Source organism: Sorangium aterium (assembly GCF_028368935.1).
Classification (GTDB): domain Bacteria; phylum Myxococcota_A; class Polyangia; order Polyangiales; family Polyangiaceae; genus Sorangium; species Sorangium atrum.
On the sequence record NZ_JAQNDK010000004.1, the window covers coordinates 850,846 to 877,196 of the forward strand.

22 protein-coding genes are annotated in these 26,351 nt (G+C 70.2%); 14 read left to right on the forward strand and 8 right to left on the reverse strand.

Translation table 11 applies throughout. The features are described from left to right. Window positions 1–200: 200 nt before the first annotated feature. The 10 genes from POL72_RS34645 to POL72_RS34690 all read left to right on the forward strand — a co-directional run bounded on the left by POL72_RS34645 (window position 201) and on the right by POL72_RS34690 (window position 11,489). Window positions 201–2,426: a HAMP domain-containing protein gene (locus POL72_RS34645; protein WP_272101068.1), complete on the forward strand. Its 2,226-nt coding sequence runs from the start codon at window positions 201–203 to the stop codon at window positions 2,424–2,426. A 4-nt stretch (window positions 2,427–2,430) separates the two neighbouring features. Beyond that, complete coding sequence (locus POL72_RS34650; protein WP_272101069.1) at window positions 2,431–2,841, forward strand: response regulator; 411 nt, start codon at window positions 2,431–2,433, stop codon at window positions 2,839–2,841. Then, a complete protein-coding gene (locus POL72_RS34655) occupies window positions 2,838–3,413 on the forward strand; it encodes a YfiR family protein (protein ID WP_272101070.1) in 576 nt (191 codons plus the stop codon). The genes POL72_RS34650 and POL72_RS34655 overlap by 4 nt, the downstream gene beginning before the upstream one ends. A gap of 1 nt (window position 3,414) precedes the next feature. Then, the gene (locus tag POL72_RS34660) at window positions 3,415–5,844 is read left to right on the forward strand and encodes a TonB-dependent receptor plug domain-containing protein (protein ID WP_272101071.1); all 2,430 of its coding nucleotides are present in this window, start codon (window positions 3,415–3,417) and stop codon (window positions 5,842–5,844) included. Beyond that, window positions 5,841–6,167, forward strand: coding sequence for a hypothetical protein (locus POL72_RS34665; RefSeq protein WP_272101072.1), 327 nt, complete (start codon window positions 5,841–5,843; stop codon window positions 6,165–6,167). Before POL72_RS34660 ends, POL72_RS34665 begins: the two co-directional genes overlap by 4 nt. A 535-nt stretch (window positions 6,168–6,702) precedes the next feature. Beyond that, on the forward strand, window positions 6,703–7,959 hold the full coding sequence (locus POL72_RS34670) for a PAS domain-containing protein (protein WP_272101073.1): 1,257 nt from the start codon (window positions 6,703–6,705) through the stop codon (window positions 7,957–7,959). A gap of 124 nt (window positions 7,960–8,083) precedes the next feature. Then, the gene (locus POL72_RS34675) at window positions 8,084–9,190 is read left to right on the forward strand and encodes a substrate-binding domain-containing protein (RefSeq protein WP_272101074.1); all 1,107 of its coding nucleotides are present in this window, start codon (window positions 8,084–8,086) and stop codon (window positions 9,188–9,190) included. A 231-nt stretch (window positions 9,191–9,421) separates the two neighbouring features. After that, window positions 9,422–10,630, forward strand: a complete 1,209-nt coding sequence (locus POL72_RS34680) for a PAS domain-containing protein (protein ID WP_272101075.1) — start codon at window positions 9,422–9,424, stop codon at window positions 10,628–10,630. Window positions 10,631–10,776: 146 nt separating this feature from the next. Continuing rightward, window positions 10,777–11,094: an ArsR/SmtB family transcription factor gene (locus POL72_RS34685; protein ID WP_272101076.1), complete on the forward strand. Its 318-nt coding sequence runs from the start codon at window positions 10,777–10,779 to the stop codon at window positions 11,092–11,094. Continuing rightward, the gene (locus POL72_RS34690; protein WP_272101077.1) at window positions 11,091–11,489 is read left to right on the forward strand and encodes an SRPBCC family protein; all 399 of its coding nucleotides are present in this window, start codon (window positions 11,091–11,093) and stop codon (window positions 11,487–11,489) included. Before POL72_RS34685 ends, POL72_RS34690 begins: the two co-directional genes overlap by 4 nt. A 51-nt stretch (window positions 11,490–11,540) precedes the next feature. Here the strand turns inward: POL72_RS34690 and POL72_RS34695 are convergent, their stop codons facing one another. From POL72_RS34695 to POL72_RS34725, 7 genes are all read right to left on the reverse strand, one after another. After that, window positions 11,541–12,881, reverse strand: a complete 1,341-nt coding sequence (locus POL72_RS34695) for a hypothetical protein (RefSeq protein ID WP_272101078.1) — start codon at window positions 12,879–12,881, stop codon at window positions 11,541–11,543. Window position 12,882: 1 nt separating this feature from the next. After that, window positions 12,883–13,902: a hypothetical protein gene (locus tag POL72_RS34700; protein ID WP_272101079.1), complete on the reverse strand. Its 1,020-nt coding sequence runs from the start codon at window positions 13,900–13,902 to the stop codon at window positions 12,883–12,885. Between the two features lie 58 nt (window positions 13,903–13,960). After that, entirely contained in the window at window positions 13,961–15,406 is a 1,446-nt protein-coding gene (locus POL72_RS34705) for a serine/threonine protein kinase (protein ID WP_272101080.1), read from the reverse strand. A 174-nt stretch (window positions 15,407–15,580) separates the two neighbouring features. After that, window positions 15,581–16,714 carry an NHL repeat-containing protein gene (locus tag POL72_RS34710; protein WP_272101081.1) on the reverse strand — a complete coding sequence of 378 codons (1,134 nt, stop codon included), beginning with the start codon at window positions 16,712–16,714 and terminating at the stop codon, window positions 15,581–15,583. Window positions 16,715–16,871: 157 nt separating this feature from the next. After that, window positions 16,872–17,705 (reverse strand): hypothetical protein, encoded by an 834-nt coding sequence (locus tag POL72_RS34715; RefSeq protein ID WP_272101082.1) that lies wholly within the window; start codon window positions 17,703–17,705, stop codon window positions 16,872–16,874. A gap of 263 nt (window positions 17,706–17,968) precedes the next feature. Further along, complete coding sequence (gene otsB / locus POL72_RS34720; protein WP_272101083.1) at window positions 17,969–18,775, reverse strand: trehalose-phosphatase; 807 nt, start codon at window positions 18,773–18,775, stop codon at window positions 17,969–17,971. Between the two features lie 127 nt (window positions 18,776–18,902). Then, complete coding sequence (locus POL72_RS34725; protein WP_272101084.1) at window positions 18,903–19,286, reverse strand: hypothetical protein; 384 nt, start codon at window positions 19,284–19,286, stop codon at window positions 18,903–18,905. Between the two features lie 475 nt (window positions 19,287–19,761). Between POL72_RS34725 and POL72_RS34730 the strand changes: the two genes are divergently transcribed. Together POL72_RS34730 and POL72_RS34735 are read left to right on the forward strand one after the other, a co-directional pair. Beyond that, window positions 19,762–20,943 (forward strand): MFS transporter, encoded by a 1,182-nt coding sequence (locus tag POL72_RS34730; RefSeq protein WP_272101085.1) that lies wholly within the window; start codon window positions 19,762–19,764, stop codon window positions 20,941–20,943. Window positions 20,944–20,965: 22 nt separating this feature from the next. Then, a complete protein-coding gene (locus POL72_RS34735) occupies window positions 20,966–22,024 on the forward strand; it encodes an ABC transporter substrate-binding protein (RefSeq protein WP_272101086.1) in 1,059 nt (352 codons plus the stop codon). A 95-nt stretch (window positions 22,025–22,119) separates the two neighbouring features. Here POL72_RS34735 and POL72_RS34740 read toward each other — a convergent pair whose 3' ends face one another. Then, window positions 22,120–22,665, reverse strand: a complete 546-nt coding sequence (locus POL72_RS34740; protein WP_272101087.1) for a response regulator — start codon at window positions 22,663–22,665, stop codon at window positions 22,120–22,122. A 24-nt stretch (window positions 22,666–22,689) separates the two neighbouring features. Between POL72_RS34740 and POL72_RS34745 the strand changes: the two genes are divergently transcribed. Further along, entirely contained in the window at window positions 22,690–24,018 is a 1,329-nt protein-coding gene (locus tag POL72_RS34745) for an ATP-binding protein (protein ID WP_272101088.1), read from the forward strand. Between the two features lie 260 nt (window positions 24,019–24,278). Continuing rightward, entirely contained in the window at window positions 24,279–26,330 is a 2,052-nt protein-coding gene (locus POL72_RS34750; RefSeq protein WP_272101089.1) for a membrane dipeptidase, read from the forward strand. Window positions 26,331–26,351 lie beyond the last annotated feature (21 nt).

Consider the following 26,351-nt stretch of genomic DNA (forward strand, 5'->3'; position numbering starts at 1 on the left):
GGAGAATCCTGTTGCAGAAATGAAATGAACTACGTACCGTCGAGGTCGGAAGGGCATCGCCGTGCGCCTGTCCTCGCCCCCTCGGGTGCCTCCGATGGTGCGCCTGGCGAAGCTTCTGCCGTGGAGGGGGCGCGGATGACGCACGCTCTTGGATTCGACCATTTCTTGGCTCGGATACGGCCTGCCGCGCCGAGCGCGTGATGCTGGTCTCTGCCCCTGGTCCCCGGCCCCGAGCGGCTCACCGGCCGCGCTCTGGCGTTCACCTCGGCATCGGCGTCAAGCTCGCTGCAGCGACCGTGGTGGTCCTCACCAGCGTTACCGTGCTGGTCGCCAATCAGGTGATCCAGAAGACACGGGATGACCTCGTGTCGGCGAAGGCGAACGCCGCATCGATGATGGCGGATCTGCTCTCAGGGTCCCTGACCGCGCCGCTCGACTTCGGCGATCGCGACACGGCGCAAGGCGACCTCGACCAGCTCCGGTCGAACCGCGCGCTCATCGCGGCGGTTGCGTGGGGCAGCGACGCCGAGCCCGTCGCCAAGATCGGTCAGCCGGAAGGCGGCCTGTCGGCGTTCACCGCGCGGGGCGCCGAGAACCAGGTCCTGGAGCGCGAGATACGCGTCGCCCGCCCGATCTTGCGCGACGACGGGCGGCGCCTCGGGACGCTCGTCCTCGTCTTCTCGCTCGAGCCCGAGAACGCCGCGTTCGCCGCGGCGCGCCGCAACATCCTCGCGTTCGCGGGCATCGTCGGCGCGATGACGGCCTTCCTGCTCCTCGCGTTCGCGAGGTGGCAGATCGTGCATCCGCTCTCGCGGCTCGTCGACGCCGCGCGGCGCGTCGGGGAGGGGGACCGCGCCGTCCGCGTGAACGTCCGCAGGAACGACGAGCTCGGCCGGCTCGCCGACGTCTTCAACGCGATGAGCTCGGCCATCCTCGAGCGCGAGGGCAAGCTCGAGATGGCCACGAAGAGCCTCCGCGAGCTCTTCGACAACATGCGCGAGGCCATCGTGGCCTTCGGCCCCGACGGGCGCCTGGGCAGCGAGGCCTCGAAGGAGGCCAGGCAGCTCTTCGGCGACCGCGCCGCGGAGGGCAACCACGTCGCGGAGCTCCTCTACCGCGGCGGGCCGCTCTGCGTCGAGAGCCAGGCGCTCCGGCAGTGGGTCGACGCGGCGTTCGACGCGGAGGTCGACGCCTTCCCGGAGATCGCCGAGCTCGCCCCGCGCGAGGTGTGGTTCGAGCGCGCGCCGGGCGACCGCAGGTTCCTGCGGATCGAGCTCTGCCCCATCGTCTCCGGCCAGAAGATCGCGCGCATCATGCTGCTCGCGACCGACCAGACCGAGCTCAGGCGCCTCGCGGAGAGCGTCAAGACCAAGGACGAGGAGCACGCGCGCCAGATCGCCGCCATGCGCCGCCTCATCGCCGGCGGCGGCCAGGTCTTCGTCCGCTTCATCGAGATCTCGCGCGAGCGCGTGGCCCGGTGCAGCGAGATCCTGAAGCCCGGCGGGGAGCTCTGCCCCGCGGACGTCGACGAGCTCCTGCAGCAGCTGCACACCATGAAGGGCGAGGCCCGGTCGTTCGACCTGGAGCGCCTCGCGGACGAGATCATGGCGCTCGAGGACGAGCTCTCCATGGTCCAGGCGCGGGCGCGCTCGGAGGACAGGCCCTCGGTCGAGGGGCGCTCGGCGTCGTGGCGGTCGCGGCTCACCCGCGTCGCGGACGAGCTCACGCGCGCGCAGGAGACGTTCGTCGACGCCTCGCCCGTGGGCAGCGCGATCCTCGATCAGATCACGGTCCGCCGCACCGACGTCACCCGGCTCGGCGAGCTCGTGGGCCCGCAGGGCGGCGAGGCCGCCGAGATCGTCCGCCGCCTCGCGGCCCGGCCGTTCGGCGAGGTGCTCGCGCCGCTCGTCGAGCGCGTCCCCCGCTGGGCCGAGCGGGAGGGCAAGCGCGCCCGCCTCGAGATCGACGGCCGCGAGGCCTCCATTCCCTCGGATCTCGCCCGCCTGCTGCCGGGCGTGCTCCTCCACCTCGTGCGGAACGCGATCGCCCACGGCATCGAGCCCCCCGACGCGCGCGTCCGGGTGGGCAAGCCCGAGGTCGGCGTGATCCGCGCCAGCTGCATCGAGGATCGGCCGCTGCCCACCCTCCTCGTCGAGGACGACGGCCAGGGCATCGACTTCGACGCCCTCGCCACGCGCGCCGGCGTCGATCCGAAGGATCAGCGCCGGACTCGCGAGCTCCTGTTCACCCCCGGCGTGAGCACGAAGGGCGACGTGAGCGACCTCGCGGGCCGCGGCGTCGGCCTCTCCGCGGTCCGCGCCGATCTCCTCTCGGTCGGCTGGCTCATCGAGGTGGACGCGTCGCGCCGGACCGGCGCGGCGTTCGTGATCCGCCCCCAGGCTGCCCCTCTCAGCAACGGAGAATGACTCGATGTCACAAGGCGGACGCATCCTGGTGATCGATGACAGCGAGATCGTGCTGATGCGGATCCGCGTCGAGCTGGCGAGCGCCGGCTACGAGGTGGTCACGACGACGCAGCTCGTGGGCACGGCCCGCCACCTGCGCGGCTGCGATCTCGTCATCGTCGACTTCTTCATGCCGGGCCTCGACGGCGCCGCCGTCCTCCGCTCGCTCAAGGCCGCGGTGCCCGAGGGCGACAAGCCGCCGCTCTTCTACCTCTACACAACGGACGCCGAGGCCGGATCGCGGTACGCGGAGCTCGGCTTCGACGGCGTCTTCAGCAGGAAAGGCGATCTCCTCGCCCTCACCCCGCAGGTGCAAGCCGCGCTCCGCATCCGCAAGCTCGCCGGCCTGTCGCGCGGCAAGGAACGCAGGACATGACGCCTCGCCGGCGCGCCCTCGTGCTCGGCCTCTTCGTCGCCGCCGCCCTCGTCCCGTTCCATGTCATGGCGGAGCCGGCGACGGCGCCCTTCGCCGTGCAAGCGGAGATCGTCACGCGCATCCTGCCGTACGACAGGGGCTTTCCCGAGCGGGTGAAAGGACAGGTCTCTTTCCTTTTGCTCTCCCGGGCGGGCGACGCGGACTCGGCGAGCGCCGCGCTCCAGATGAGGAGGGCGCTGAACGACATCGGCAAGGTCCGTGACAAACCGATCCGCGTGGAGAGCGCCGAGTACTCGAGCGCGTCCGAGCTCGCCGCGGCGTGTCGCGCGCACGACATCAACGTCGTCTACATCTCCTCGGGGCTCGGCAGGGAGGTCGCCGCGATACGCGGCGCGCTCACGGACACTGGCATCCTGAGCTTCGCGGCCGTGGAGCCCTACGTGTCGCAGGGGGCCGTGCTCGGCGTCGACGTCGCGGACGGCAAGCCGCGCATGAGCATCAACCTCGCGCAGGCCCGGGCCCAGCACATCGACTTCCCCGCTCCCATCCTCAAACTGGCAAGGATCTATTGACGTGAGCTCGACCCGTCTCGCACTGCTCTGCGCCGCGTCGATCGCGTGGTCGACCACCTCCTCGCGGGAGGCGCGGGCCGAGGACGTCAGCTCGCTCCTCGAGATCCTCGAAGAGAACGTCGTGTCCGGCGCCTCGCGCTCCGCGGAGCGCGAGAGCGACGCGCCCGCCATGTCGTCGGTGATCACGGGCGCGCAGCTCAAGCTCTTCGGCATACGGCGCCTCGCCGACGCGCTCACCTTCCTCGCGAGCGGCGTTTTCGCGCACGACCGCATGTCGGTCCCGGAGGTCGGCGCGCGCGGCGTCGCCCTGACCCGGGACTCGAACAGCCACGTGCTGATCGTGCTCGACGGCATGGTCGTGAACGAGCAGGGCGGCGGCGCCGTCTTCCTGCACGATATCCCGATCGAGATCGTCGACCACATCGAGGTGGTCCTGGGCCCTGGCTCCGTGCTCTACGGCGCGCAGGCCATGCTGGGGGTCATCAACGTCGTCACGAAGAAGGCCGCCGATCACCAGGGCCTCCGCGCCTCCCTGACGCTCGGGGCGTCGCCGCCTCTCGACGAATCGGGCAACATCAGGGCGCCGAACGTCGAGGGCATCGGGGGCGAGGGCACGGCGGCGCTCGGCTTCGGGCGCCGCTTCACGCTGCTCGGACAGCCCGCGGGCGTGGTGGCGGCTGTCGACATGCACCGCTTCGAGGGGCCCGAGGTGAGCTTCCCGAAGCAGCGGCTCCCGGTCCTGGCGGACGGCGTGTCCGTCATGGATCTCGGCTCGCACGCCGAGCCCGGCTTCTGGGGCGGCACGGTGGAAGAGCAGTGGTTCCGCCGCAAGGCGGGCGCCTTCGTGCGCCTCGACGCCGGCGACCTGAGCGCCGTCGCGCAGGCGACGCGCTCGTCGTGGGCCGCGCCCTTCATGGATCTCCACGAGAACCGCGTCGGGGCCTTCGACGACGCGCGCAACGACAACACGCAGACGCTCGTCCTGACCAGCGTGCGTTATCGCGCCCGCCTGAGCGAGCGGCTCGAGGGCGTGGCGCGCGGGTACTTCGGCTTCAGCCGGATCGAGCGCTCGCGCTACGTGGTGGGCCACGACCCGCTCGTGCCGCACGTCCCGATCGACGTGCTCGATCCCGAGCAGTGCCCGCGCGGCCCGTCCGGGCCCTGCCGGAAGGACGCGCTGTTCCTCTCCCGCTGGGTCGGGCTGGAGCTCCAGGCGCGGTACGACTGGGCGGGCGACGGCGCCTCCACGACCATGGCGGGCGTCGATGGGCGCCTCCGCACCTCGGCCTTCGAGTTCGTCGCGTTCGACGAGCTCACGGGGAAGAGTTATGGCTCCGACCCGGCGCGCACGCGCTGGCACGGCGGCGGATACCGCCTCGAGGACGAGGCCGCCCTCGGGGCCTACGTGCAGCAGACGCTCCGCCTGTTCCGGCCCCTCTCGCTCAACGCCGGGATCCGGGTCGACCTCGACTCGCGTATCCCGCTCGAGTACGTGGCGAACGCGATCTCGCCGCGCGCCGCGCTGATCCTCACCCCGGATGAGCGCGTGTCGCTCAAGCTCATCTACTCGAGCGCGTTCCGCGCCCCCAGCTTCGTCGAGCTCTACACCGTGAGCGGCAGGCTCCTGCCGAACCCGGACGGCCTCAAGCCGGAGAAGGTCTCCTCCCTGGAGGCGGTCTCGTCGTTCAGGAGCGGCGCGTACTCCTTCACGGCCGGCGGCTTCTACTCGGACTGGCGGGACGTCATCGAGCTCCAGCTCCTGAGGGCCAAGGCGCCCAGCGTCTCGAGGTACAACAACGTGCCAGGCATCGAGAACTACGGCGCGAACCTCGGCTTCGAGACGAGCTTCCTCGAGCGGAAGCTGCGCGTCGGCGTGAACTCCACGTTCGCCGCGACGCGACGCCGCATGTCCGAGCAGCAGATCACCCGGAACGCGCGCTTCGGCACCGGCGACGACGTCCCCATCACGGTCGCGCCGCAGGTGTACGGCAACGCCCGTGTATCGTACGAGGTCGGCTCAGGGGCCGTGTCCCTGGCGGCCGCTTACATGGGCCGGCGGATCGCCGACCAGGCGTACTATGGCGGCGATCCGTCGAACATCGCCCCTCGCCCCGAGGTGCCGCCGCAGGTCGAGCTCCGCGCGGCGGTGACGGGCGCGATACCCGGGGTGAAGGGCGCCGGGTACACGCTCGGCGGGCAATACGCGTTCTCGGGCCATGAGCCCTACGTCGTCGGGCCCAACCAGGGGCAGCCGCGCTACCTCGTCGAGAGCGGCCCGACCGCGGATTTCGCGCTAAAAAACCGCCTCACGCTCTTCGCCGGGATCGAGCTCCACCTCGACGACGACGCCGCCGCAGGCAGCCCGGCCGCGGCGGCCAGGCCCTCCTCCATCGCGACCGTCGGGCGCGCGAGCCACGGAGCTTCACCGTGAAGAGCACACGTTTTCCTGCGCTCCTCCTCCGCTTGTCGGCCACGACAGGCCTCCTGGCGGGGGGCTGCGTCGAGGTCGGCCACCCCATCGAGGTGGGCTGCTTCGTCGAGGCCGACAACCCGAACTGCTTCGACACGGGCGTCTCCGCGAGCTCTTCTCAGGCGAGCGGAGCCTCCTCGACCGGCGGAGGCGGCGTGAGCGCCGATGCCGGAGGCGGCGCAGGCGCGAGCGCCGATGGCGGAGGCGGCGCAGGCGGTGACGGCGGCTCCGCGGGCTCAGGCGGCGCGGGCGGCGCTGGCGGCGCGGGCGGCGCAGGGCCGTGATCACGGGCGTTCTCTCGCTCCATGGCGCTCGATCGCGTCAGCCCGTCCGCCAGATGAGGGGCCGAATGGTCCACCCTGGAGTCATCTCCGACGGTATCCTACTGGTGATTGGCATGCTCTCCTGCGGGAACTGCCACGGTCGGCATCGTAATGAGCGAGGACGGAAAAGGCATTGACAGCCGATTTGGGTTCACTTAGTCGTAATAATGAAGCCGAGCTGGAGCGCCGATCAGGCTGGAACCAGAGAAGTGAACCACCAAGGCGCCAAAAGACGTCAACAGACGTCAACAGACGCCAAGATTTTATGTTTTTCTTGGCGTCTTTTGGCGCCTTGGCGGTTCAATTTCTTGCCGTCTTGCATGCGGTTTCAACCCGTTTGTCGCTCTAGACCGTTGTAGCGCCATCATGGAGGGGGATCGTGCGCTATCGAGATTCGTCTGATGGCATTCAGGACGACCGGACGCCTCTGACGAAGTGCGACCTCTTGCCCTGACCGGGCCGAAAGCGCTCGATGGAAGTTCCTGTGAAGCCCGTGATGAAGGATACCGAGGCCAGCCGGACGCAGGGCGCGACGATCTCGCGAGCCCAGCGGATACTCGACGCTTTGCCGGCGATGGTGTGTGTCCTGGACCTCGCGGGACCGCGGCTCACCGGGCACAACGCCGCGCTCGTCCGGGCGCTCGGCTGCACGGGAGAAGAGCTCCTCTCGCGGGGCGTCGAGGCGCTCTCGGCGCGCATTCACCCCGACGATCTCGCCGGCCTCGCCGCGCGCGCGGCCGAGCTCGCCGCGGCGCGCGACGGCGGGGTCGTCGAAGGCGAGCTGCGGGCGCGGACCGTCGAGGGAGGGCAAGAGGAGCGACTCTTCGCCGTGCGCGCGGAGGTCTTCACGCGAGGGGACGACGGCGCCGTGCGCGAGGTCGTCGTCTTCGCCGAGGACGTGACAGCGCGAAAGCGCCGCGAGCAGGGCGGTCCCAGGAGAGATGCGGTGCTCGCGGCGCTCTGCGACCGCGCCCCTGTCATCATGTTCGCGAAGGACCGTGACGGCGCCTTCCTCCTGGCGAGCCGCTCGATGGAGGATCTCGTCGGGGCGACCCCGGGCAGCATGCTCGGAAAGACCGATGGCGACTTCTGTCCGCCGGAGGTTGCTTCTATTTACAAAGATGTCGAACACCTGGTGCGCAGGACCGGCGCCCCGTTCGAGGCCGAGGAGATCGTCCCGCAGGCCCAGGGCGATCGGACCCTGTACACGATCAAGTTCCCCCTCCGTGGCGAGGGCGTCCCGGAGGGCGCGGTCGCCGGCATCTCGGTGGACATCACGCGGGTCAAGGCGGCGGAGCGCGAGCGGGAGGCGGCGCGGGACGAGCTGCTCGCGGCGCAGCAGGACACGATACGTGAGCTGGTGACGCCGCTGTTGCCGATCGCCGAGGGGGTGCTGGTGATGCCGCTCATCGGCTTCTTCGACAGCGCGCGGGCGAGCCGGATCATCGAGACGCTGCTGCAGGGCGTGGCGAGGCACTCGGCCCGCATCGCGATCATCGATATCACCGGGGTCAAGGCGGTGGACGTCCAGGTGGCCGAGATGCTCGTGCACGCCGCGCGCGCCGTCGAGCTGCTCGGTGCGCAGGTGGTGCTCACCGGCATCCAGCCGGCGATCGCGCAGACGCTCATCGAGCTCGACGTCGACCTGCGGGGCCTGGTCACGGCGGGGACGCTGCGGAGCGGCATCGCGTATGCGTATCCGGTCGGGCAAGCGCGCGGTGGACAGGAGCCGCGCCACGTGCGCCGTGAATGAGGGCGAGGCGCGCCGAGCGCGCGCCATCGCAGGGTGGTCCCGGACGTCGGCGCGCGCACAGGCGCGCTGAACCGTCAGGGGACGGTGAAACGGATCGAGCTAGTTCGAGAAGAGGAGGGGATTCATGGTCCATCGCGCCATCTTGGGGGGCATCCTTCTGGCGACCAGCGTGCTTGCCTGCAGCTCCAGCGAGAGCACGACGGAAGCGCCGCTGACCATCGCTTACATCACGCACAACAAGTGCAATAGGTTCCACGATCTGGGTCGCGCGGGCGCCGCGCAGGCGCAGAGCGAGCTGTCGACGACGAGCACGCGGCCGGTCAACGTGATGATCCTGGACCCTGAATGCCCGGAGCTCACCGAAGACGGCAAGCCGCTGGACCCCGACGACGCCTGCTACCTCTCCCGGCCTCAGATGGCGGTGCTGCAAGAGGTCATCGACATGAAGGTGGACGCGATATCCATCGATGTCTTCAGCGGGGACTGCGAGACCGACCTCGTCAACAAGGCCGTGGACGCCGGCATCAAGGTCGTCACGTACGGCGGCGACGCTCCCGCGAGCAAGCGCCACACCTACTACGGCATGGACAACAAGGCCGCTGCCTCGTTCCTCATGGATGCGCTCGCGACCATCAACGGCAAGACCGGCAAGATCGCCTTGCAGACGATGATGGATGATGACGGTAATGGAGTCTACACCCCCACGCCCGCGGGGACCTTCATCGACCGGCTCGCCGGCTTCTCCGAGACGCTGAAGAAGTACCCGGACATGACGAACGCGGTGAGCCTCCCTTGCGTGTGCTGCGATTACGCGGTCCCCTTCTGCGCGGAGACCGCGGAGGAGGCCCTGGAGAAGGACCCGGAGATCACGGGCTTCTTCTTCTCCTACAGCAAGCTCCTCGGCGAGCCCGACCTCGCGGCGAACGCGCCGATGCTCACCGCGAGAGCGAAGGAGAAGACCATTCACTCGGTGGCGTTCGATACGCTGCCGGAGTACATGGATCGCATGCGCGCGGGGTACGTGGACGTGCTCCTCGGTCAGAAGCTGTTCGGCTGGGGCTACGATACCGTCATGCTCGCGTACGATCTGGCTACCACCGATCGCCAAGTGAGCGCCTTCACCGACGCTGGCTGGTACGTCGTCTGTCCGAACAACCTGGAGGAGTTCGAGCGCAACACCCAGGCCATGGACTACCGGACGCCCCTGTCGCAGTGCAGCTTGCTCCCCTGAGCCCAGCGTCGCTCAGCCTGGCAGGCCGCATGGCGTGACGCGCGCCGCGATCGTCGCATGGGCAGGTAGGCCAGGCTACGGCGCCCCGCCGGGCGGCCGCGACAGGGTGGCGACGCCGCGTCTTCGATTTCGCCGCGCGCGCGCCGTGCGTATGTATCATGGATCGAGCTCTGGCCCGCGCGTCCGCCGCCCGGGCCTGGAAGGAGCCGCCATGAGGAGAGGCCTGCCGCGATGAAGGAGACCACGGCCAAGGAGCAGCAGGACGTGCTCGGCGCGCGAGCCCGGAGGATGCTCGACGCGGCGCCGACGATCCTGTGTGTCGTGGGCCTCGACGAGCGGCGGCTCATCGAACACAACGCCGCCCTCGCTCGCTCGCTCGGCTGTACGGAGGAAGAGCTCTCGACACGCGGCGTCGAGGCGCTCTCGGATCGGATCCACCCGGGCGACATGGCCGGCCTCGCCGCGAGCGCGGAGCGGCTGAAGGGGGCGCGGGACGGCGAGGTGATCGAGGGCGAGCTCCGGGCGCGAGGCCGCGAGGGAGACGAGCGCATCTTCGCGGTGCGCGCGGAGGTCTTCGCGCGAAGCGAGGATGGATCCGCGCGCGAGATCTTCCTCTCGGCCGAGGACGTGACAGAGCGAAAGCGCCGTGAGCAGCGCCTCCACAGGAGCGAGGCGCTGCTCGCGACGTTCTGTGATCACGCGCCGGTCCTCCTGTATGCGAAGGACCGGGAAGGAGCCTTTCTCCTTGTGAGCCGCTCGGTGGAAGAGCTCGTCGGGGCGACCCCGGGCAGCATGCTTGGAAAGACCGACAGCGACTTCTTTCCATCGGAAGTTGCGTCTATTTACAATGACGTCGATGACCTGGTGCGCAGGAACGGCGCCCCGTTCGAGGCCGAGGATCCCGTCCCTCACGCCCAAGGCGAGAAGACGTTCTACTCGATCAAGTTCCCCCTCCGCGGCGAGGGCATCCCGGAGGGGTCGGTCGCCGGCATCTCGGTGGACATCACGCGGGTCAAGGCGGCGGAGCGCGAGCGGGAGGCGGCGCGGGACGAGCTGATCGCGGCGCAGCAGGACACGATACGTGAGCTGGTGACGCCGCTGTTGCCGATTGCCGAGGGGGTGCTGGTGATGCCGCTCATCGGCTTCTTCGACAGCGCGCGGGCGAGCCGGATCATCGAGACGCTGCTGCAGGGCGTGGCGAGGCACTCGGCCCGCATCGCGATCATCGATATCACCGGGGTCAAGGCGGTGGACGTCCAGGTGGCCGAGATGCTCGTGCACGCCGCGCGCGCCGTCGGGCTGCTCGGCGCCCAGGTGGTGCTCACCGGCATCCAGCCGGCGATCGCGCAGACGCTCATCGAGCTCGACGTCGACCTGCGGGGCCTGGTCACGGCGGGGACGCTGCGGAGCGGCATCGCGCACGCGCTGAAGCGGACGTGACAGCAGGCCGCCCCGCGCCCGCAGGCGCGTCGCCCCGCTGCGCGGGCGCCTGCGGCGGGCTGGATCCGCGCTGCGCGCGAATCGAGCCGCGCGGCCGACGCGTCGGATTTTGTTGACGCGTCGGAGGTTTCCGACATATTAAGGACATGGCTGAAGTCGACGTGTTCTCGGCGCTCGCCAACCCGGTGCGGCGCGAGATCCTGATGCAGCTCCGCATGGGACCTCGCGCCGTGAACGACCTCGCGCGCGGCTTCGACCTGGGCCGCCCCGCGGTGTCTGAGCACCTGCAGGTGCTCCGCAAAGCGCGCCTCGTGCGCGAGGAGCCGCGCGGACGCGAGCGCTATTACCACCTCGATCCGCGCCCGCTGAGCGAGGTCGACGAATGGCTCGACACGTTCACTCAGTACTGGAAGACGCGGCTCACCGCCCTCGAAGATCTCCTCGACGAAGAAGGAAAAAAATGAACGCCCCTGCAGTCATCCACCTCGAACATCGTTACACAGCGCCTCCGTCCGCCGTCTGGCGGGCGCTCACGGATCCGGAGCTGCACGCGCGCTGGTGGGCTCCGGGTGACGTCAAAGCCGTCGTTGGGCACCGCTTCGAGCTCGACATGGGGCCCTGGGGCAAGCAGGCTTGCGAGGTGCTCGCCGTCGAAGCGGAGCGGCTCTTCTCGTACCGCTTTGCGATTGGCCAGCTCGACACCATCATCACCTGGCGCCTCACGCCCGAAGGGGCGGGGACGCTCCTCACGCTCACGCACGAGGGCTTCAACCTCGACTCGCCGATGGGCAAGACCGCTTTCGAAGGCATGAAGCCCGGGTGGCCCAAGCTGCTGGAGAGGCTCGGAAGGACGCTCTGAGCCTCGGCTTGGGCACCTGAGTCGCCCCAGCTGGCCGCGCCGGTCGGCGCGTCATTGCAGCGTGCAGATGAGCCGCTGACCGCGCACGGAGTAGGCGCCCTCGCGTTGCTCGATCCAGGCGACGAGCAGCTTGACGCCGAGCTGCGCGACGGTCGAGCCGAGGATCTGCGCGCTGCTGCCGTCCGGAAGGGAGAAGATGAGCTGGTTGGGGAGCACGTTCTCACCTGTCCGCGTGAACCAGCCCAGGTTCACGCTCTTTCCAGGCGGCGGCACCAACGCCAAATACACGTTTTCGCCGTCGCTCGCGACGGGGCCCGGGGGGTTGTACTGGTTCACATTCTGGAGCTTGAAGACAGGGGTAAAGCCGGGCGGGGGAACCTGTCCGAGCGACAAAAAGTCCTTCACGACGCCCACCTCCGCCGAGAGGGTGAGCCTCGGCGGAGGGACGAGGTGCACCATCAAGAGCGTGACGCCATCCCCCTCGGGCAGCGGGAACGCCCCGAAGAAGGACTCCACCTCGTCAGGAGACGGGCTGAACTGGATCCGGTGCGCCGCGCCGAGATCGGCGCGCGAGGCGCCCGTTCTGAAGAACGCTTCTCCGGTCGCGTTGTCATCCAACAAGAGGAGGTGCCGGCCGTTCGTGACGGTGTAGTAGTGAACGTTGAGCGAGGCATCGGTGCGTGGGCCCTGGGCCACGAGGGTCGGCGCAGGCTCGGCCGATCCACCGACGACGAGCGCTCGCGTCGAGCCGCCGGGCGCCGCGCAGGTCGCGGCATAAAGGGTGCTGTCGCCCGCCTGGACGAACGCCATCGACGTTGCCACGCTGGGGCTCGAGCACTCCGGTGCGAGGGCGGGGAACCGGTGGAACGTCCCCCTGGACGAGACGCCGTCGGCGGTCGCGGGGAAGACGAGCTGCCCGATCTCGTACCCCACCCTGCCCTGGAGGATGACTTGCCCTCCCGTTTCGCGGCCGGTGACGAAGGCCGCGCCGTCGGTGAAGGGGAACTCCGCCTTCGACCCGGCCGGCTCCCCGATCTCGTGCACCGTCCCGATCACGAGCCGGCTGGCCGCCTTGTCGACCACCGAGACGAATACGCGATCGGGTCCGCTCGCCAGCACGAGCGAGGAGGTGTCGACCTCATGGCCGCCGAGGTCTCCGGACGTGAGGATGTCGAACGGCTCGAGATCGAGCGCGCACTTCGCCTCGGCCGGCTTGCAGATGCCGTCCTGACAGACGCCGCTCTGGCACTCGGGAGAAGCGCTGCACGCCTGGCCGCCGTTGCCTCCTTGGTTCAGCTCCGCGTCGGCGCGCACACCCGCGATGATCTGGCAGCCGGCGACGAGCAATGCGCCCCCGGCGATGACGAGCCTCCAGGGTCGCATCGGGTGCATGTCAAAAGCTACCTCGCAACGACAGCCCCGCTGCTACCGCCCGGGCCGGAGGCTCCAGGCGCACCTCCAGCACCGTCGACGGCACGGCGTCGCTCGACGGCGCGGTCAGGAACACGACGAGGCCTGTGACGAGCGCCGCGCCTCCCGCCGCGAACGCTACATTCGAGATGTTGGCGGTCGTGTTCGCGTCCTGATGGAGCTTGACCCCCTCGGCGTCACAACGGGGAGGGTCGTCGTTGGTACACCCGTGCTGGTTGCGCGCCTCGCTCATCTTCGAGAGCGTCTCGAGACCGAACACAGCGCCTACCGCGATCCCGGCCAAGCTCACCCCGCCCAGCACGAGCCCAACGGTCCGCTGCGCGCTCCACGAGCTCGCCGGGGGCGCGGCGCTCGTGGCCACAGGCGCGCGCGCTGCCCGCCCTGGCGCGGGCGCGTCCTCGAGCAGAGGGACGCGCACCGTCTTCTGCCCTGGCTTCGGCTCGACGACCACCTTCGTGCTCCATGCCTTTTTGCCAGGCGCCGCCGCCTCGATCGTATGCTCGCCCGGATCGACCGGGATCGCCGAGCCGAACATCGCCGCATCGAGCGGCCTCGCGTTGCGCCGCACCTCGATCCCCTCGACCCGGGCCTCCGGCGCCACCTCGATGACGAGCCTCGAGAGCTGCGGCTCGAGCAGGCCCGCCCGCCGCCCCGCTTCCTTCGAGCGCCGCCCATCGCCCGCTTTGCGCGCCGTTGCCTCGGCGTCGTTGAAGGTCGCCCAGGCGCTCGCCGTCGCGCCATCGAGCTCGTAGCAATCCGCCAGGGCGAGCAGCGTCCCGGCCATCGGGTCCAGCTTCTGGCTGGCGAGGAGCTTCGAGCACCCCAGGGCGTAGCTGCCCTGCTTGACGAACGCGCGCCCCTCGCGGAAGAGCACATCGGCGGCCGCCCGGTCCTCGGCGGTCGGGTCCGCGAGGACGCGCGGCGCGACCGATAACGACAGGATCAGCGCACCCGCAGCGGCGACGCTGCGCTTCACACGCATCGGTCCTGGGCCACGCACCGATCCCATTCTATGGGCACCCATCGCCGTTGTCCCAGGATTAGCGACGCTCGTCGTACGAGAACGCCGGCTCAGGCTTCGGGGTAAGAAGGTTTTTGGCCGGAGGCTTTGCCCGCAGGGAGGGCTTCGTCGCCTTCGGCGTGTCCGTCGCCGCCGGCGAAGGCGAGGTGGGCTCCGCCTGCGCTTTCGCGCTCGCGTCGGGAGGGGCGGGCGCGGAGGGGGGCGCTCGGGGTTCGACGGGCGCGGACGGGGCCGCATTAGGCGCCTCGAAGGAGGCCGCCGCCCGGCCTGTCGGTGCCGGGGATCGCGCCCCCTCCTGTCCCCCCCAGGCGATCACCGCCAGCGCAGCGCCCGCGACGAACGCACCGCCGAGGAGAAGGGGAGCCCAATAGCGGGGCTTCGACAGCAGCACTCCGAAGGACGATAGGGCTCCATGGGGCCAGGACGCGGTGGGCGCCGTGTCCGCCATGGCGTCCGGCGGGCGCGGCGCGATCGACCCTGCTGCCCCGGCGCTGGCCGGCGGCGAGGAGGCCGCCGCGCGGCGCGGCTCCGGCGCGCCTCTGGCTCCCGGCGAAGACGACCGCGACAGGTTGAGCACCCGCCAAACCCGCTCCGGATAGCCCCGCGCTCGCGCGGGCGCGTGAGGCGCGAGGGCGCCGGCGAACGCCGCCACGTCATTCCAGCGCTGCTCTCGATCGTGCATCATGCATCGCCGGATCACCGCGTCGATCTCCGGGGGCACGTCGCTCCGGCGCTCGTGGAGCGGCGTCGGCTTCGCCGCGAGCATGCGCCCATAGAACTCCGCCAAGGTCTCCGCGTGAAACGGCGTCTGCCCGGCGATGAGCTCATACAAGAGGACGCCGAGCGCCCAGAGGTCGCTGCGCGCGTCGACGTCCTTCGGCGAGCTCATCTGCTCGGGCGACATGTAGTAGGGGGTGCCAAGCTGCTGGTCGTCGTCCGTGAGGGCGAGCTCCGCGCCGCTGATCTTCGAGATCCCGAAGTCGAGGACCTTGATGCACGGCGCGCCGCTGACGTCCTGCGTGACGAAGAGATTCGCCGGCTTCAGGTCGCGGTGCACAATGCCGGCGGCGTGCGCCTCGCCGACGGCTTCACACGTCTGGAGAACGTACTCCACGGCGTCGTCGAGCGAGAGACACCCACTCTCCTTGAGCAACGCGGCGAGATCGCGCCCTTCGAGGAATTCCATGACGATGTACGGCGCGCCGCCTTCGAGGGTGCCGACGTCGAACGCGCGGGCGACGTGCTGGCTGCGCAGCCGTACCGCCGCGCGCGCCTCGCGCAAGAAGCGCTCGCGCGCGTCGGCGGAGACGTGGTGGGCCGAGCGCATGAACTTGACGGCGACGCGCTGGCCGAGCTCGACGTGGACCGCCGCGACGACGACCCCCACGGCCCCCGCGCCGAGCAGACGCTCGACGCGGTACTTGCCCGCCACGACGTCGCCGGGCCGGACCGGGGCGTTGATCATGGCATGCCATGTGGTCTCAGCGGCTCCGGGAGGTCAAGCGTCGCTTTGATGGGCTCGCACGCGTGCCGCCGCCCTATCATGAATGCTCGCTGGCGACCCCCGGCGGGCCCAGCGCGCCGCGGCGCGCTCGCTCCCGGGCCCTTCCCGTCAACCGAGCTGCGGCGTGGCTCCGCGTCAGCGAGGCGAAGATCGCAGGATGAGAAGGCGGCCGTCTTCCTTCCCACCTGCGCCAGCGTCGTCGAACTCGGTGAGGAGCAGCGTCTCTCCATGGCGCCAGGCGTCGTGCGGCGACCGCACCCCATCGGGGGGAGAGAGGATCGCGCGGATGGTCAGGTTCTCCGGGTCGAGCAGCCACGTGCGGCCCGATTCACCCACGGCGATGACGTCGTCGCCCATCTGCCGCAGCACAGAGACGGTCTCGCCCAGCGCGACCTCGCTCGTGGCTCTGCCGCTCATCGGATCCAGGCGGGCGACGCCGGAGCGCACGTCCGTGAAGATCGCGCCCGGGCCGGCGGCGATGCGTCGGTGGAGGTCGCCGATGTGGAGCTCGTCGCGCGGCTCCAGCGAGGTCTGGTCGACGACGCTCACCTTGCCATTGCCGTGCGCCACCCAGATCCGGCCGTGCCCGACGGCGAGCGCGAACGCGTCCCGGCCGAGCGCTGGCGAGCGGCGTTGACCTCCCGTGGCCGGATCGATCCGCACGACCGAGGAGTTTGCGGAGCTCCCCTTGCTCCAGAGCAGCACCCAGAGCGCGCCGTCCGCAACCACCATGTCCTGGGGGGAATCGGGCAAGCGCGCCAGCGCGCGGGCGCGCGCCGTCTGCCCGTCGATGGCCCAGATCGCCCGATCGGTGTGCGCCAGCGTGTAGATCGCCCCCTCGGGTGAGGCGACGACCTGCACCGGGAGCCGGCCGACCGCCACGCGCGACACCACCTCTCCGCGCTTCAGGTCGACGCGCGCGACGCGCCGGTTGCCGCTCTCGGCGACCCACGCCGTGTCGCCGACCACGGCGATCCCTTCAGGCCACTTGCCGATGGTGATCGCTTTATCGATCGTGAGCTGCGCGGCGGCGTGCGCCGCTGCGCGCGGCGGCTCCTCCGGGGCGGCGGCGGACGCGCCCGGCGCCGCGGTGGGCGCCTGCGCGATCGCCGGGGCCGCCGGCGGCTGGGCCTCCTGGGATGCAGCAGACGGGGGCGGAGGCGCTGTCGCGGGCGGCGCGCCCGAGCAGCCTACCAGCGTCACGACGGTGATCGCGAGGGCCCCCGGCCATCGGTGCAATGGGCGGTGAGCCGCGCGTGTACGATCCATGGGTTGACGCTCTCCTTTTCTTTGCGTCGACAATCGGGCGTCAGTCCATGCCAGAACTCTCGCCTGTGTCAAAGGTGTTTCCTATCGAGCGGCGCGCGCAGCAAGGAGGGGCCGCTCTGGCAGCTTCCATCCTGTGGAACGCCGCGCCGGACGCGGTTCATTCCGTCGTGAACTCGCCGCAGCGGCCGCTCCCGCGGCAGACGCCGCTCGCGCAGCTCTCGTCTCGATGACACCGCCGGCCGGGCGCCAGCTTGCAAGCGCCCATGCCGTCACAGACCTCGTGATCCAGCACGCAGTCCGGCTCGTCCTCGACTCCGGGGCCGAGGGGCGAGCACGTGCCGACCGACCGCTCGACGTTGCAGGCCATGCAGGTCTCGTCGCAGGCCGTGTCGCAGCAGACGCCGTCGACGCATTTCCTGCTCGCGCAGTCCCCCGGACCGGCGCACGCCCGACCGTTCGCGCCCTTGCATGCGCCCGCTGCATCGCAGACGAGGCCCTGGCCGCACGGCGAACCTGCAGCCACGACGTGCGTGGCGACCCCGCGTCGACACGCGTCGCTCGTGCATGGGTCGCCGTCGTCCTCGGCGTCAGCGTCGTCTGGCGCAGGATACGGCTGGCCCGCAGCGCAGGTGAGGATCTGGCAGTCGCCCGCGATCTGCCCGGACGGCAGCGCCGGTACGCCGTCGAGCGGGACGTTGACGCATGCGCCTCCGGTGCACGCGTCCGCGGTGCATGGATTGCCATCGTCGCAGTCGGCCGCCTGCGTCTCGGCCGCGCACGCAGGGGCCTCTCCGTCCCAGCCAGCGCCGGGGTCACCCGCCCCGACCCCCTGATCCCCGTCGCCGCCGGCGCTCACGGCGCCCGAGCCCTGGAAGCTGCGGGCCTTGGGCGAACAGCCCGCCAGCGCGACGACGAGGCACAGCGGCACCGAGGTCGCCTGCACGCGGCTCGTGCGGCGGAGCGGAAATGCTGAGATGTGAAATGTCCACATGCGCCGAACTCTACTGTCGGTCCAGCTCACCCGCTAATCAGACTTCATCTTTCGAGCGGTCATGGACGAACGGCGCGCTCGGTTTGCTGGCGGCGGATACCCTAGGTGGACTCACGCTCCGTTCGAGGCGAGACACCGCCGTCCGGCGCACCACCCCACCGCATCTGCCCGCCGTACACCCGCGCTCCGCGCGCTGCGCGCGCAACACCGCTTCTCCTGATCTTCTCTCCGACGTACGAGAACGGAGAGCTTGGTTAAGGCCCTCAGGCCAGGCGCGGCGCCTCGCCGATCACGCCGCCGCGCCGCGCCGCGAGCGCCTCGAGGAACGCGATCCACGCCTTGGGCCCATCGAGCGTCAGGTCGGGCTCGACCGCGGTGTCGGGCCGCTCGGACGAGGCGATGTAGACGCCCACGCCGCCGATCGCCCGGGCATGGGCGATCGCCGGCTCGTCCGTCGTGTCGTCGCCCGCATAGACCACCAGCGTCCCCGGCGGCAGCCGCGCCAGCAGGAACGCGAGGGCGCGGCCCTTGTCATGCGCGGCGTCCCGGGCCTCGTGGATGCTGCGCCCCCTCATGACCACGAACCCCCGCCGCGCCGCCGCGTCCTCCCACGCCCCGAGCGCGTCGAACGCCGCCGGCCGAGCCTCCGCCGGGACGAGCCGCCAGTGGAGCGCGATCGAGCAGCGCTTGCGCTCGATCCCGAGCGCAGGGACCCGCCGCACCGCCTCCTCCGCCTCGCGCTCCAGGGCGTCGAGCGCCTCGGTCGGGGCGTCCGCCAGGTACACGAGCTCCCCGCCCGGCGCCGCGATCTCCGTCCCGTGCTCGCCCACGCGCCACACCGCGCCACACCGCGCCGTGCGCGCCGCGACGTCGTGGATCGTCCTCCCCGTGACGATCGCCACGGTCGTGCCAGGCGCCCGCGAGAGCGCCCCCAGCGCCCCGAGGGCGCCCGGCGCCGCCACCGCCCCGCCCGAGACCGCGGTGATCTCGGAGATTGTCCCGTCGAAGTCCGTCGCGAGCAGCAATGACGGCGCGGCCGCCGCACGCTCGACCCATTGAAGAACGTCCATGCTGCACCAGATCTACCACTGGGCAGGCCAAGAGCACGCTGTCAAAGCCGGCGCGACCGGGAGCGACCCTGTGGCCGGCTCTGCTGCTCCAAGGCGGACAGGTCGCCGCCGCGCGCGGAGACGCGCGTCAGAACCGGATGATCACCTCGTGGACGCGGCGCCCCTCGGTCTTGCCCTCGGTGGCCTCGGCGGGCGCGGCGTCGCCCGCGGGCGCCCCCTCCGCGGCGGCCGCCGGCTCGTCCTTCTTGCACTCGTACTTCACGCGCCACTCGGTCTTCTGCACCGTGTGCGTGCTCTCCTGCTTCCGCTTCTTCGGCCCGAAGAAATCCTTCTCGCGGCGCTCGCTGGCCTCGGACACGGTGTCTTCCCCGACCACGGTCTCGCCCTCTTCGACGATCTCGTAGCTCTCGGGTCCGCCGCAGGTCGTGGCCATCGTCTGGCTCGCCTTCTGCATGGCCACCTCGCGATCACCCAGGATCGCGAGCTCGCCGCCGACCTTCGTCCGCCTCACGACGCGAACCTCGCCATACGGCTGCCACGAGCACGCGGCCGTGGAACAGAGCACGCACGCGGCGATCAGTGCATGAATCGCAGGGAATTTCATGCCTTGCACCAGTACCACCCTCGAAATGGCGCGGGCAACAACAAAGCGCGGGCGGCTCCGTGCAAAACCTGCTACCGGCGACGGGCGGTTGCCGGGTCGCTTGATTGCTTGCTCGCGCGGTCGCGTTGTCGCGTGGTCGCAAGGCTCCACCGCTGCGTTGTCGCTCGAGCGGGCGCGCCTGCTCGCGCCGGGGCACCGGATCACCACCCGCTGCTGCCACGGCAGCAGCGCGGAAGCTCTCGGTCCCGCGTTCCGGCCCGCTCCGGCGCGGCATGGGGGTTGCTGACCGCGGGTGTTCGCCGGCGCGGATCAACAGGCTTGATCCGCGCGGTGCCTCGAGGTCCAACTGCGCTCCTTCATCGACAAGAACCGCTTTCTGGTGATGTTCGCGGCGCTGTCCTCGGTCATGGGCCTCAGCGTCGGCGTGGCCAAGGTGAGCACGACGCTGTATGCGCTGGAGCTCGGGGCGGACGAGGCGCTGCTCGGGCTGATCTCCGGCTCGCAGAGCGTCGGCGTGCTCCTGATGAGCATCCCCATCGGGCTCCTCGTCGACCACCTCGGGCCCTCGCGGCTGTTCGTGCTGGGGAGCCTCGTCGCCGGGTCGCTCTACATGGCCTTGCCGGCGGTCCCGTCTCCGGTGTTCCTCCTGGCCTGCACGACGGCGATCAGCTTCTTCATGCCGATGCGCTTCGTCTCGCTGAGCACCGTGTTCATGCAGCAGCTCGAGACGGTGGGGGAGGCCAAGGCCGGCTGGTACCGCGGCACCCATATGGTCGGCATGTTCCTGCTCGGCCCCATGCTCGCGGCCGGCCTCACGAAGGCGCTGGGCTTCTCGGGCACGTACCGGCTCATCGGCGTCTCGTTCCTGATCACCGTGCTCATGTCGCCGATCGTCTTCGGCCGCTATACGGCGCGGTCTTCACCTCGTGGAGCGCTGCGCCTCTCCGGCGTCCGGTCCGACCTCGCCCTGCTCGCGCAGGACGTCGAGCTGCGCAGCGTGTGCCTGATCGAGTTTGCGGCCCAGTCGATCAACTCGTTCTTCATGTTCTTCATCATCCCCATCGGCGTCGCCGTCGCCGACCTGACGCCGGCCGAGGCGTCGGGGCTCCTGGCCTGGCAGGGCGTGACCTTCATCTTCGCGCTGTTCTCGCTGGGCGGCCTCGTGGGCCGGGTGGGGCACGAGCGCGTCTACCTCGCGAGCCTGGTCCTCGTCCCGAGCGCGCTCCTCTTGCTCGGCCTCTCGCGCGATCTGACGCCGCTGCGGGCCGGCGGCCTGCTGCTCGGCCTCGGGCTCGGCGTCCTCCAGATCGCGAACCTCACCCGCATCGCCCGGATCGGCGCGCGGGCGGGGCGGGGCAAGGTGGCCGGCCTGCAGGCCCTCGTGGGGCCGTCAGGTGGCCTGTTCGGCAGCACCGTGGGCGGCCTGATGGGCCGGAGCCTGGGGCTCCAATCGATGTTCCTGCTCCTGTCCGTGTTCTTCGGCGTCCTCCTCGCCGTGGCGCGCAGGACGCCCAGCGCGGCGGGCGTGAGCCCCACGCCCGCCGAGCCCGCGGCCGCCGAGTAACGGCCGAAAAGAGACATTCACCATGCGAGAGCTCGACAAGTCATCTTTGATCGCCACGACCCGCCGTAGGCTCGCAGCGGCCCTCTGCGCCGCGCTCGCGCTCGCGGCCTGCTCGAAGGTCGACCACGGCAACGGCGACAGCGCCGCCGGCGACTACGAGGTGCTGGAGCTGCGATATCAGGGGTTCTCGGGCATGGTCTCGGTGCCCGAGCTGGCGGAGGACCTCGGGTACCTCGCCCCCATCAAGCTGAGCTACGTCGGCAACACGATCAGCGGGCCGCAGGACATCCAGACCGTGGTCACCGGAGACACCGATCTGGGGCAGGCATTCAACGGCGCGGTGATCAAGCTGATCGCCGCCGGGGCGCCGCTCCGGGCGGTGGTGGGCGGCTACGGGATCGACGCGAAGCGGTGGGCCGGCTTCTACGTGACCGAGGACAGCCCCATCAAGTCGGCGCGGGACCTGATCGGCAAGAAGGTCGCGATGAACACGCTGGGCGCGCACTACGAGCTGATGCTGAAAGAGTACCTGTCGCGCCAGGGGCTGACGAGCGCCGAGATCGCGCAGGTCACGCTGGTGGTGCTGCCGCCGGTGAGCGCGGAGCAGGCGCTTCGGCAGAGGCAGGTGGAGGTCGCCGTCCTCGGCGACATCCTGCGCGACAAGGCGCTGGAGCGCGGCGGCGTCCGGGCCCTGTTCTCGGACCACGAGCTCTTCGGCGAGCTCACCGCCGGCAGCTACGTGATGAGCAAGCGATTCCTGAAGGAGAGCCCGAACAGCGCCCGCAAGTTCGTTGAGGCCGCGGCGCGCACCATCGAGTGGGCCCGGAGCACGCCGCGCGAGGAGGTGGTGGCCCGCCTGCAGCGCATCATCGAGCGGCGGGGCCGCAACGAGGACGCGTCGCTGGCCAAGTACTGGACGAGCCTGGGCGTCGCCGGCAAAGGGGGGCTCCTGTCGGCCGGGGAATACCAGATCTGGATTGACTGGCTTGTGAAGGACGGCGAGCTCAAGCCGGGGCAGCTCAAGGCCGAGGACCTGTTCACGAACGAGCTCAACCCGTTCGCGGCGACACAGGCGCAGTGACGGCGCAGGCCCCGGCGCGTCCCGCCCCCCACCGCTTGCGGTAGAGGAGGAAGTTGCCGTGGTTCACGGCCCGCGCGCTATGGCGTTGGCCTCTCCTACGATCGCCGCCGGAGGATGTGCTGGAGCAGCTGGCGCGAGACGTTCAGGAGCTTTGCCGCCTTCCGGCGGTTTCCCCCGGCGCGCGCGAGCGCCTCGTCGACCATGACGGTGCGCACCTGCTCCTCGACGTCCTGGATCGACGCCCGCCCCACCGCCGCGCGCACCTGAGGCCTGAGATCGGGCGGCCGGGTCAGCGCGTCGTCGATCGTGCGCTCCAGCTCCTCGAGGCGCAGCGGCTTCGCCAGGAACGAGCGCACGCCCATCTGGGCGAGCCGGAATGAGACGGCCGGGCTCGCCGAGCCGCTGATGGCCACGATCGTCGGCGCGACAGCGCAGGTCATGGCCCGCTCCACGACGTCGACGGCGTTCCCGTCCGGGAGCATCACGTCGGCGATGATCCCTTGAAACGCCCCATCCGCGAGCGCGCGATGCGCCTCGGCCACCGACGCGCACGCGACGACCTCGGCGCCACGCGCCTCGAGCGCCTCGTGCAGCGCGCGCCTGAGCCTCGCGTCGTCCTCCACGACCAGCCAGCGTAGCATGGTGTGGTAGCATGCCTGTGGTCGATGGAGGCGCATAGTCTCAACAGGGCGGAGCTGGCCAGCTTCCCAGGGCTGCCGAGCGGGGCGCAGCTCGACGCCCTCATCACGCGCGAGGCGCTGCGGGGTGAGCGCACCGCCTCCATCGCGCGGAGCGTCTTCTGCGCGGCCCTCCTCGCGCGGTTCCTCGCCGTCAGTGGTCCGCCGTCGCCAGGCGCTTACGCTCGCTCGCTCACCGAGGTTCCGCTCCTCCTCGGCGCTGTCGCCGCCTCGCTGTACGTGTGGTGGAGGAGTCGGCGAATCGATGCCTCCCCTCACCTGATCCTCGTCTCGGTCGGCCTCGACGCGCTCCTGTGCTTCCTGGCGCTGCTGCCGAACGTGCTCTGGCCCTGGGAGGGCTACCCTGGAATCTTGTACGTGCCCGATATGGCCGCGCTCCTGATCACGGTGTCCGTGAGCGCGTTCCGGCTCCTCCGCCGAGCGGTGCTCCTCGCGACGGCGGCGAACGCGCTCTCCGCGCTCGTGCTCATCGTGCTCGACCACGTGCTGAACGGCAGCCACGGCATTTTCTGGAAACCGCCGTCTCTGTTCTTCCTCCTGCTCCTGGCGACCGCCAGCGCGGCGCTCCTCGTCACGATGCGCACGCTCCGCGTCGTCGAGCTCGGGGCGCGCTCCACGCTGCGCGCCGAGCGCGCGCAGCGGAACCTGAGCGTCATGCTGCACGAACACCACGACGTGAAGACCTCGCTCTCGGCCGCCCTCATCGACACCGACCTCCTCCGGCGCGAGCTCCTTCGGGTCGAGTCCGCGAGCGCCGAGCGCATGTTGCGAAAGCTGGAGCAGCTCCGCGAGAGCATCGAGGATGTCGCGTCGACCATGGGGCACATCCGCGATCGGACGATGCGCGAGCTCGACGCGCTGCGCGCGACGGCCCCCGCCGAGATCGGCGAGGCGACCCGCGGCGCGCTCCGGATCGTCCGGCGGCGCTACCAGGCGGTGAAGGTCGACGTCACGGATCGCGCGGAGCGCACCGCGGTCCTGTTCGCGGGGGGACACGACGTGCTGGAGCGAGTGCTCCTCAACCTCCTCGTCAACGCGTGCGAGGGGACGGGCGAGCGCGGGGCGTCCAGCGTGACGCTGGACGCGCGCCCGCTGGGCGGCGGGCGGGTGGCCATCGAGGTGAAGGACGACGGCCCCGGGTTCCACGACACGCCGAGCCCGAAGCCGGGCGGCTCCGGACAGGGGCTCGGCTTCGTGGCCGGCATGGTGGAATCGAGCGGTGGGCTCGTCCTGCGCGCCAACCTCCCGGAAGGCGGCGCCAAGGTCACGATCGAGCTGCTCGAAGCGCCGGTGTGACGACGGAGCGCAGCAGCGAGCGGCAGCCACGGAGTCGACGGTCCGATGAGCGCGCGGGGACGCGTGCGCATCACGCTGCCTGCGAGGCGCGGCGGGCTGTCCACGGCGCGAACGCAAGCGCCCCTCCGGATCACGGCGCGCAAACAGGGGGGCAAGAAAATTGGCCCTCATCGCGCCCCTGGCCATGCGGTACCTCTCGGCGCCGAAGTGGGTGCCCGCATGGGCTCCGTAGCTCGCAAACCTCTGAAGGATAGATCGGCATGAAGAAAAATAGCCCGATGACAGGTCCTGGGTTGGCTCCAACCTCGATTGCGCTCGCCGCTGCGCTCGCCGCGGCCGCGCTGACGTTCGCGGCCTCCGGCCCCGCGAGCGCGCAGGCGCGGCGCTCGCCGATCTTCGATCCCGCGCTGAACGCCCCCGGCCGGCCGCTGCGCGGGTTCGCCGATCTCCACACCCACCCGATGGCGCACCTCGGCTTCGGGGGGCACGTGGTCCACGGCGCTCCCGACGTCGACGTGCTCATGGCGCCGGGGACCATCTACAATCCCAGCGGTCAAGGCGTATCAGGCTCCACGTGCAACGAGAAAATGCGGCGCGCCGCCAACATCGCGGAGGCGCTGGGAACCAGCTACAGCACGCACCGAGGTCACGATTTGTTCAAAAACAAGTGCGGGAATCACGTCCGCCAGATCGTGCTCGGGGAAATGGCGAAATCGCACGGTATCCGCTCGTTCCAGGTCGAGCGCCCCGTGGGCTACCCGACGTTCGCGCACTTCCCGGCGCACAACGATATCCTGCACCAGCAGATGTGGGTCGACTGGATCCAGCGCGCGAAGGAGGGGGGCCTCCGGGTGATGGTCGCGCTGGCCGTCAATAGCCGCACGCTCGCCCACGGCATCGAAGCGAACTCACCTATCGACGACAGGGATTCGGGCAATCTCCAGATCGAGGAGCTCGTCCGCTTCGTCGGCAAGCACGACACGTGGATGGAGATCGCCCGTTCATCCGGCGATCTCCGGCGCATCGTGGAGAAGAACAAACTCGCGGTGATCGTCGGCGTCGAGCTGGACGACCTCGGCAATTTCGTGTGGAACAAGATGTCGCCCACGGAGGCCCAGATCCGCGCGGAGATCAGGCGCCTGCACGGCCTCGGCGTCCGCTACGTGTTCCCGGTCCACCTCACCGACAACCTCTTCGGCGGCACCGCCGCCTACGAGGACGAGGTGGCGCGCGCCAACCGCTTCCAGACGGGGAAATGGTGGGATCTCGAGTGCTCCCATGGAGAGGGCATCACGAAGCAGATCCAGTCGGGGAACGATCTCTTCAAGCTGATGAAGCTCGGCGACGCCGGCGGTCACATCCCGCTTCCGAGCTGCAAGCGGGATCAAGGCCACAAGAACCGGCTGGGGATCCTGCCCATGGGCCGCGTCGCCATCAACGAGATGATGAAGCTCGGGATGGTCATCGACGTCGATCACATGTCCCAGAAGATGGTGAGCGACGTGCTGACGTTCACCGGGTCGACGCCTGGCGGCGCGTATCCGCTCGTCTCGGGGCACAACGGGCTCCGCGGCTCGCGCAGCAATGAGAATAGCCGGACCAACGCGCAGTACATGGAGATCGCGGCGCGCGGCGGGCTCGCGGGCGTCGGACTCGGCGGCTCTGACGCACAGACCTTCCTGCGGAACGCAGCCAAAGTGGCGGCGATCACATCCGGCGGCAAGCCGCTCCAGATTACCCTCGGCTCGGACATCAACGGGATGGTCGAAATGCCGCGATCTCCCGGGTGCCAGGCGCCCCGGGACCAGGCGGTGACGGTGCCAGGCGACGCCTGGGGCCACCCGCCCGCGCAGCTCCGGTGCACAGGGGGCAAGATCGACGTGCGCTCCGCGCGCATCGGCTGCCTCGACATCCAGACCAGCGGAAATCTCACGGGCCTCGTCGGCCGCGCCTGCAACGACAAGGCGTCCTGCTCTTACAAGGCTCCGTCTCCGGACGAATACCGCCGCGCCGGTGTCCGGGCCGCGACGCGCACGTTCTGTACGCAGGCCATGGAGATCGTGTATCGGTGCGTTGATCCGGCCGCCAAGGCCTGCGTCGATTACTCCAGCTTCCCCAAGGCCCGGATGGGGAGCCGCTCGTGGGATTACAACGAGGAGGGGGTCGTCCACATCGGGCTCTTCCCGGACTTCCTCAAGCACATCGAGGCGCTTCCGGACGGAGAGCAGCTCGTCGACCGGCTCTATAACGGAGCCGAAGGCTTTGCGCAGATGTGGGCGAAGGCCGAGACGGTCGGCCGCTCCGTCCGCTGATCCGTACACGTCCGTCCCCGG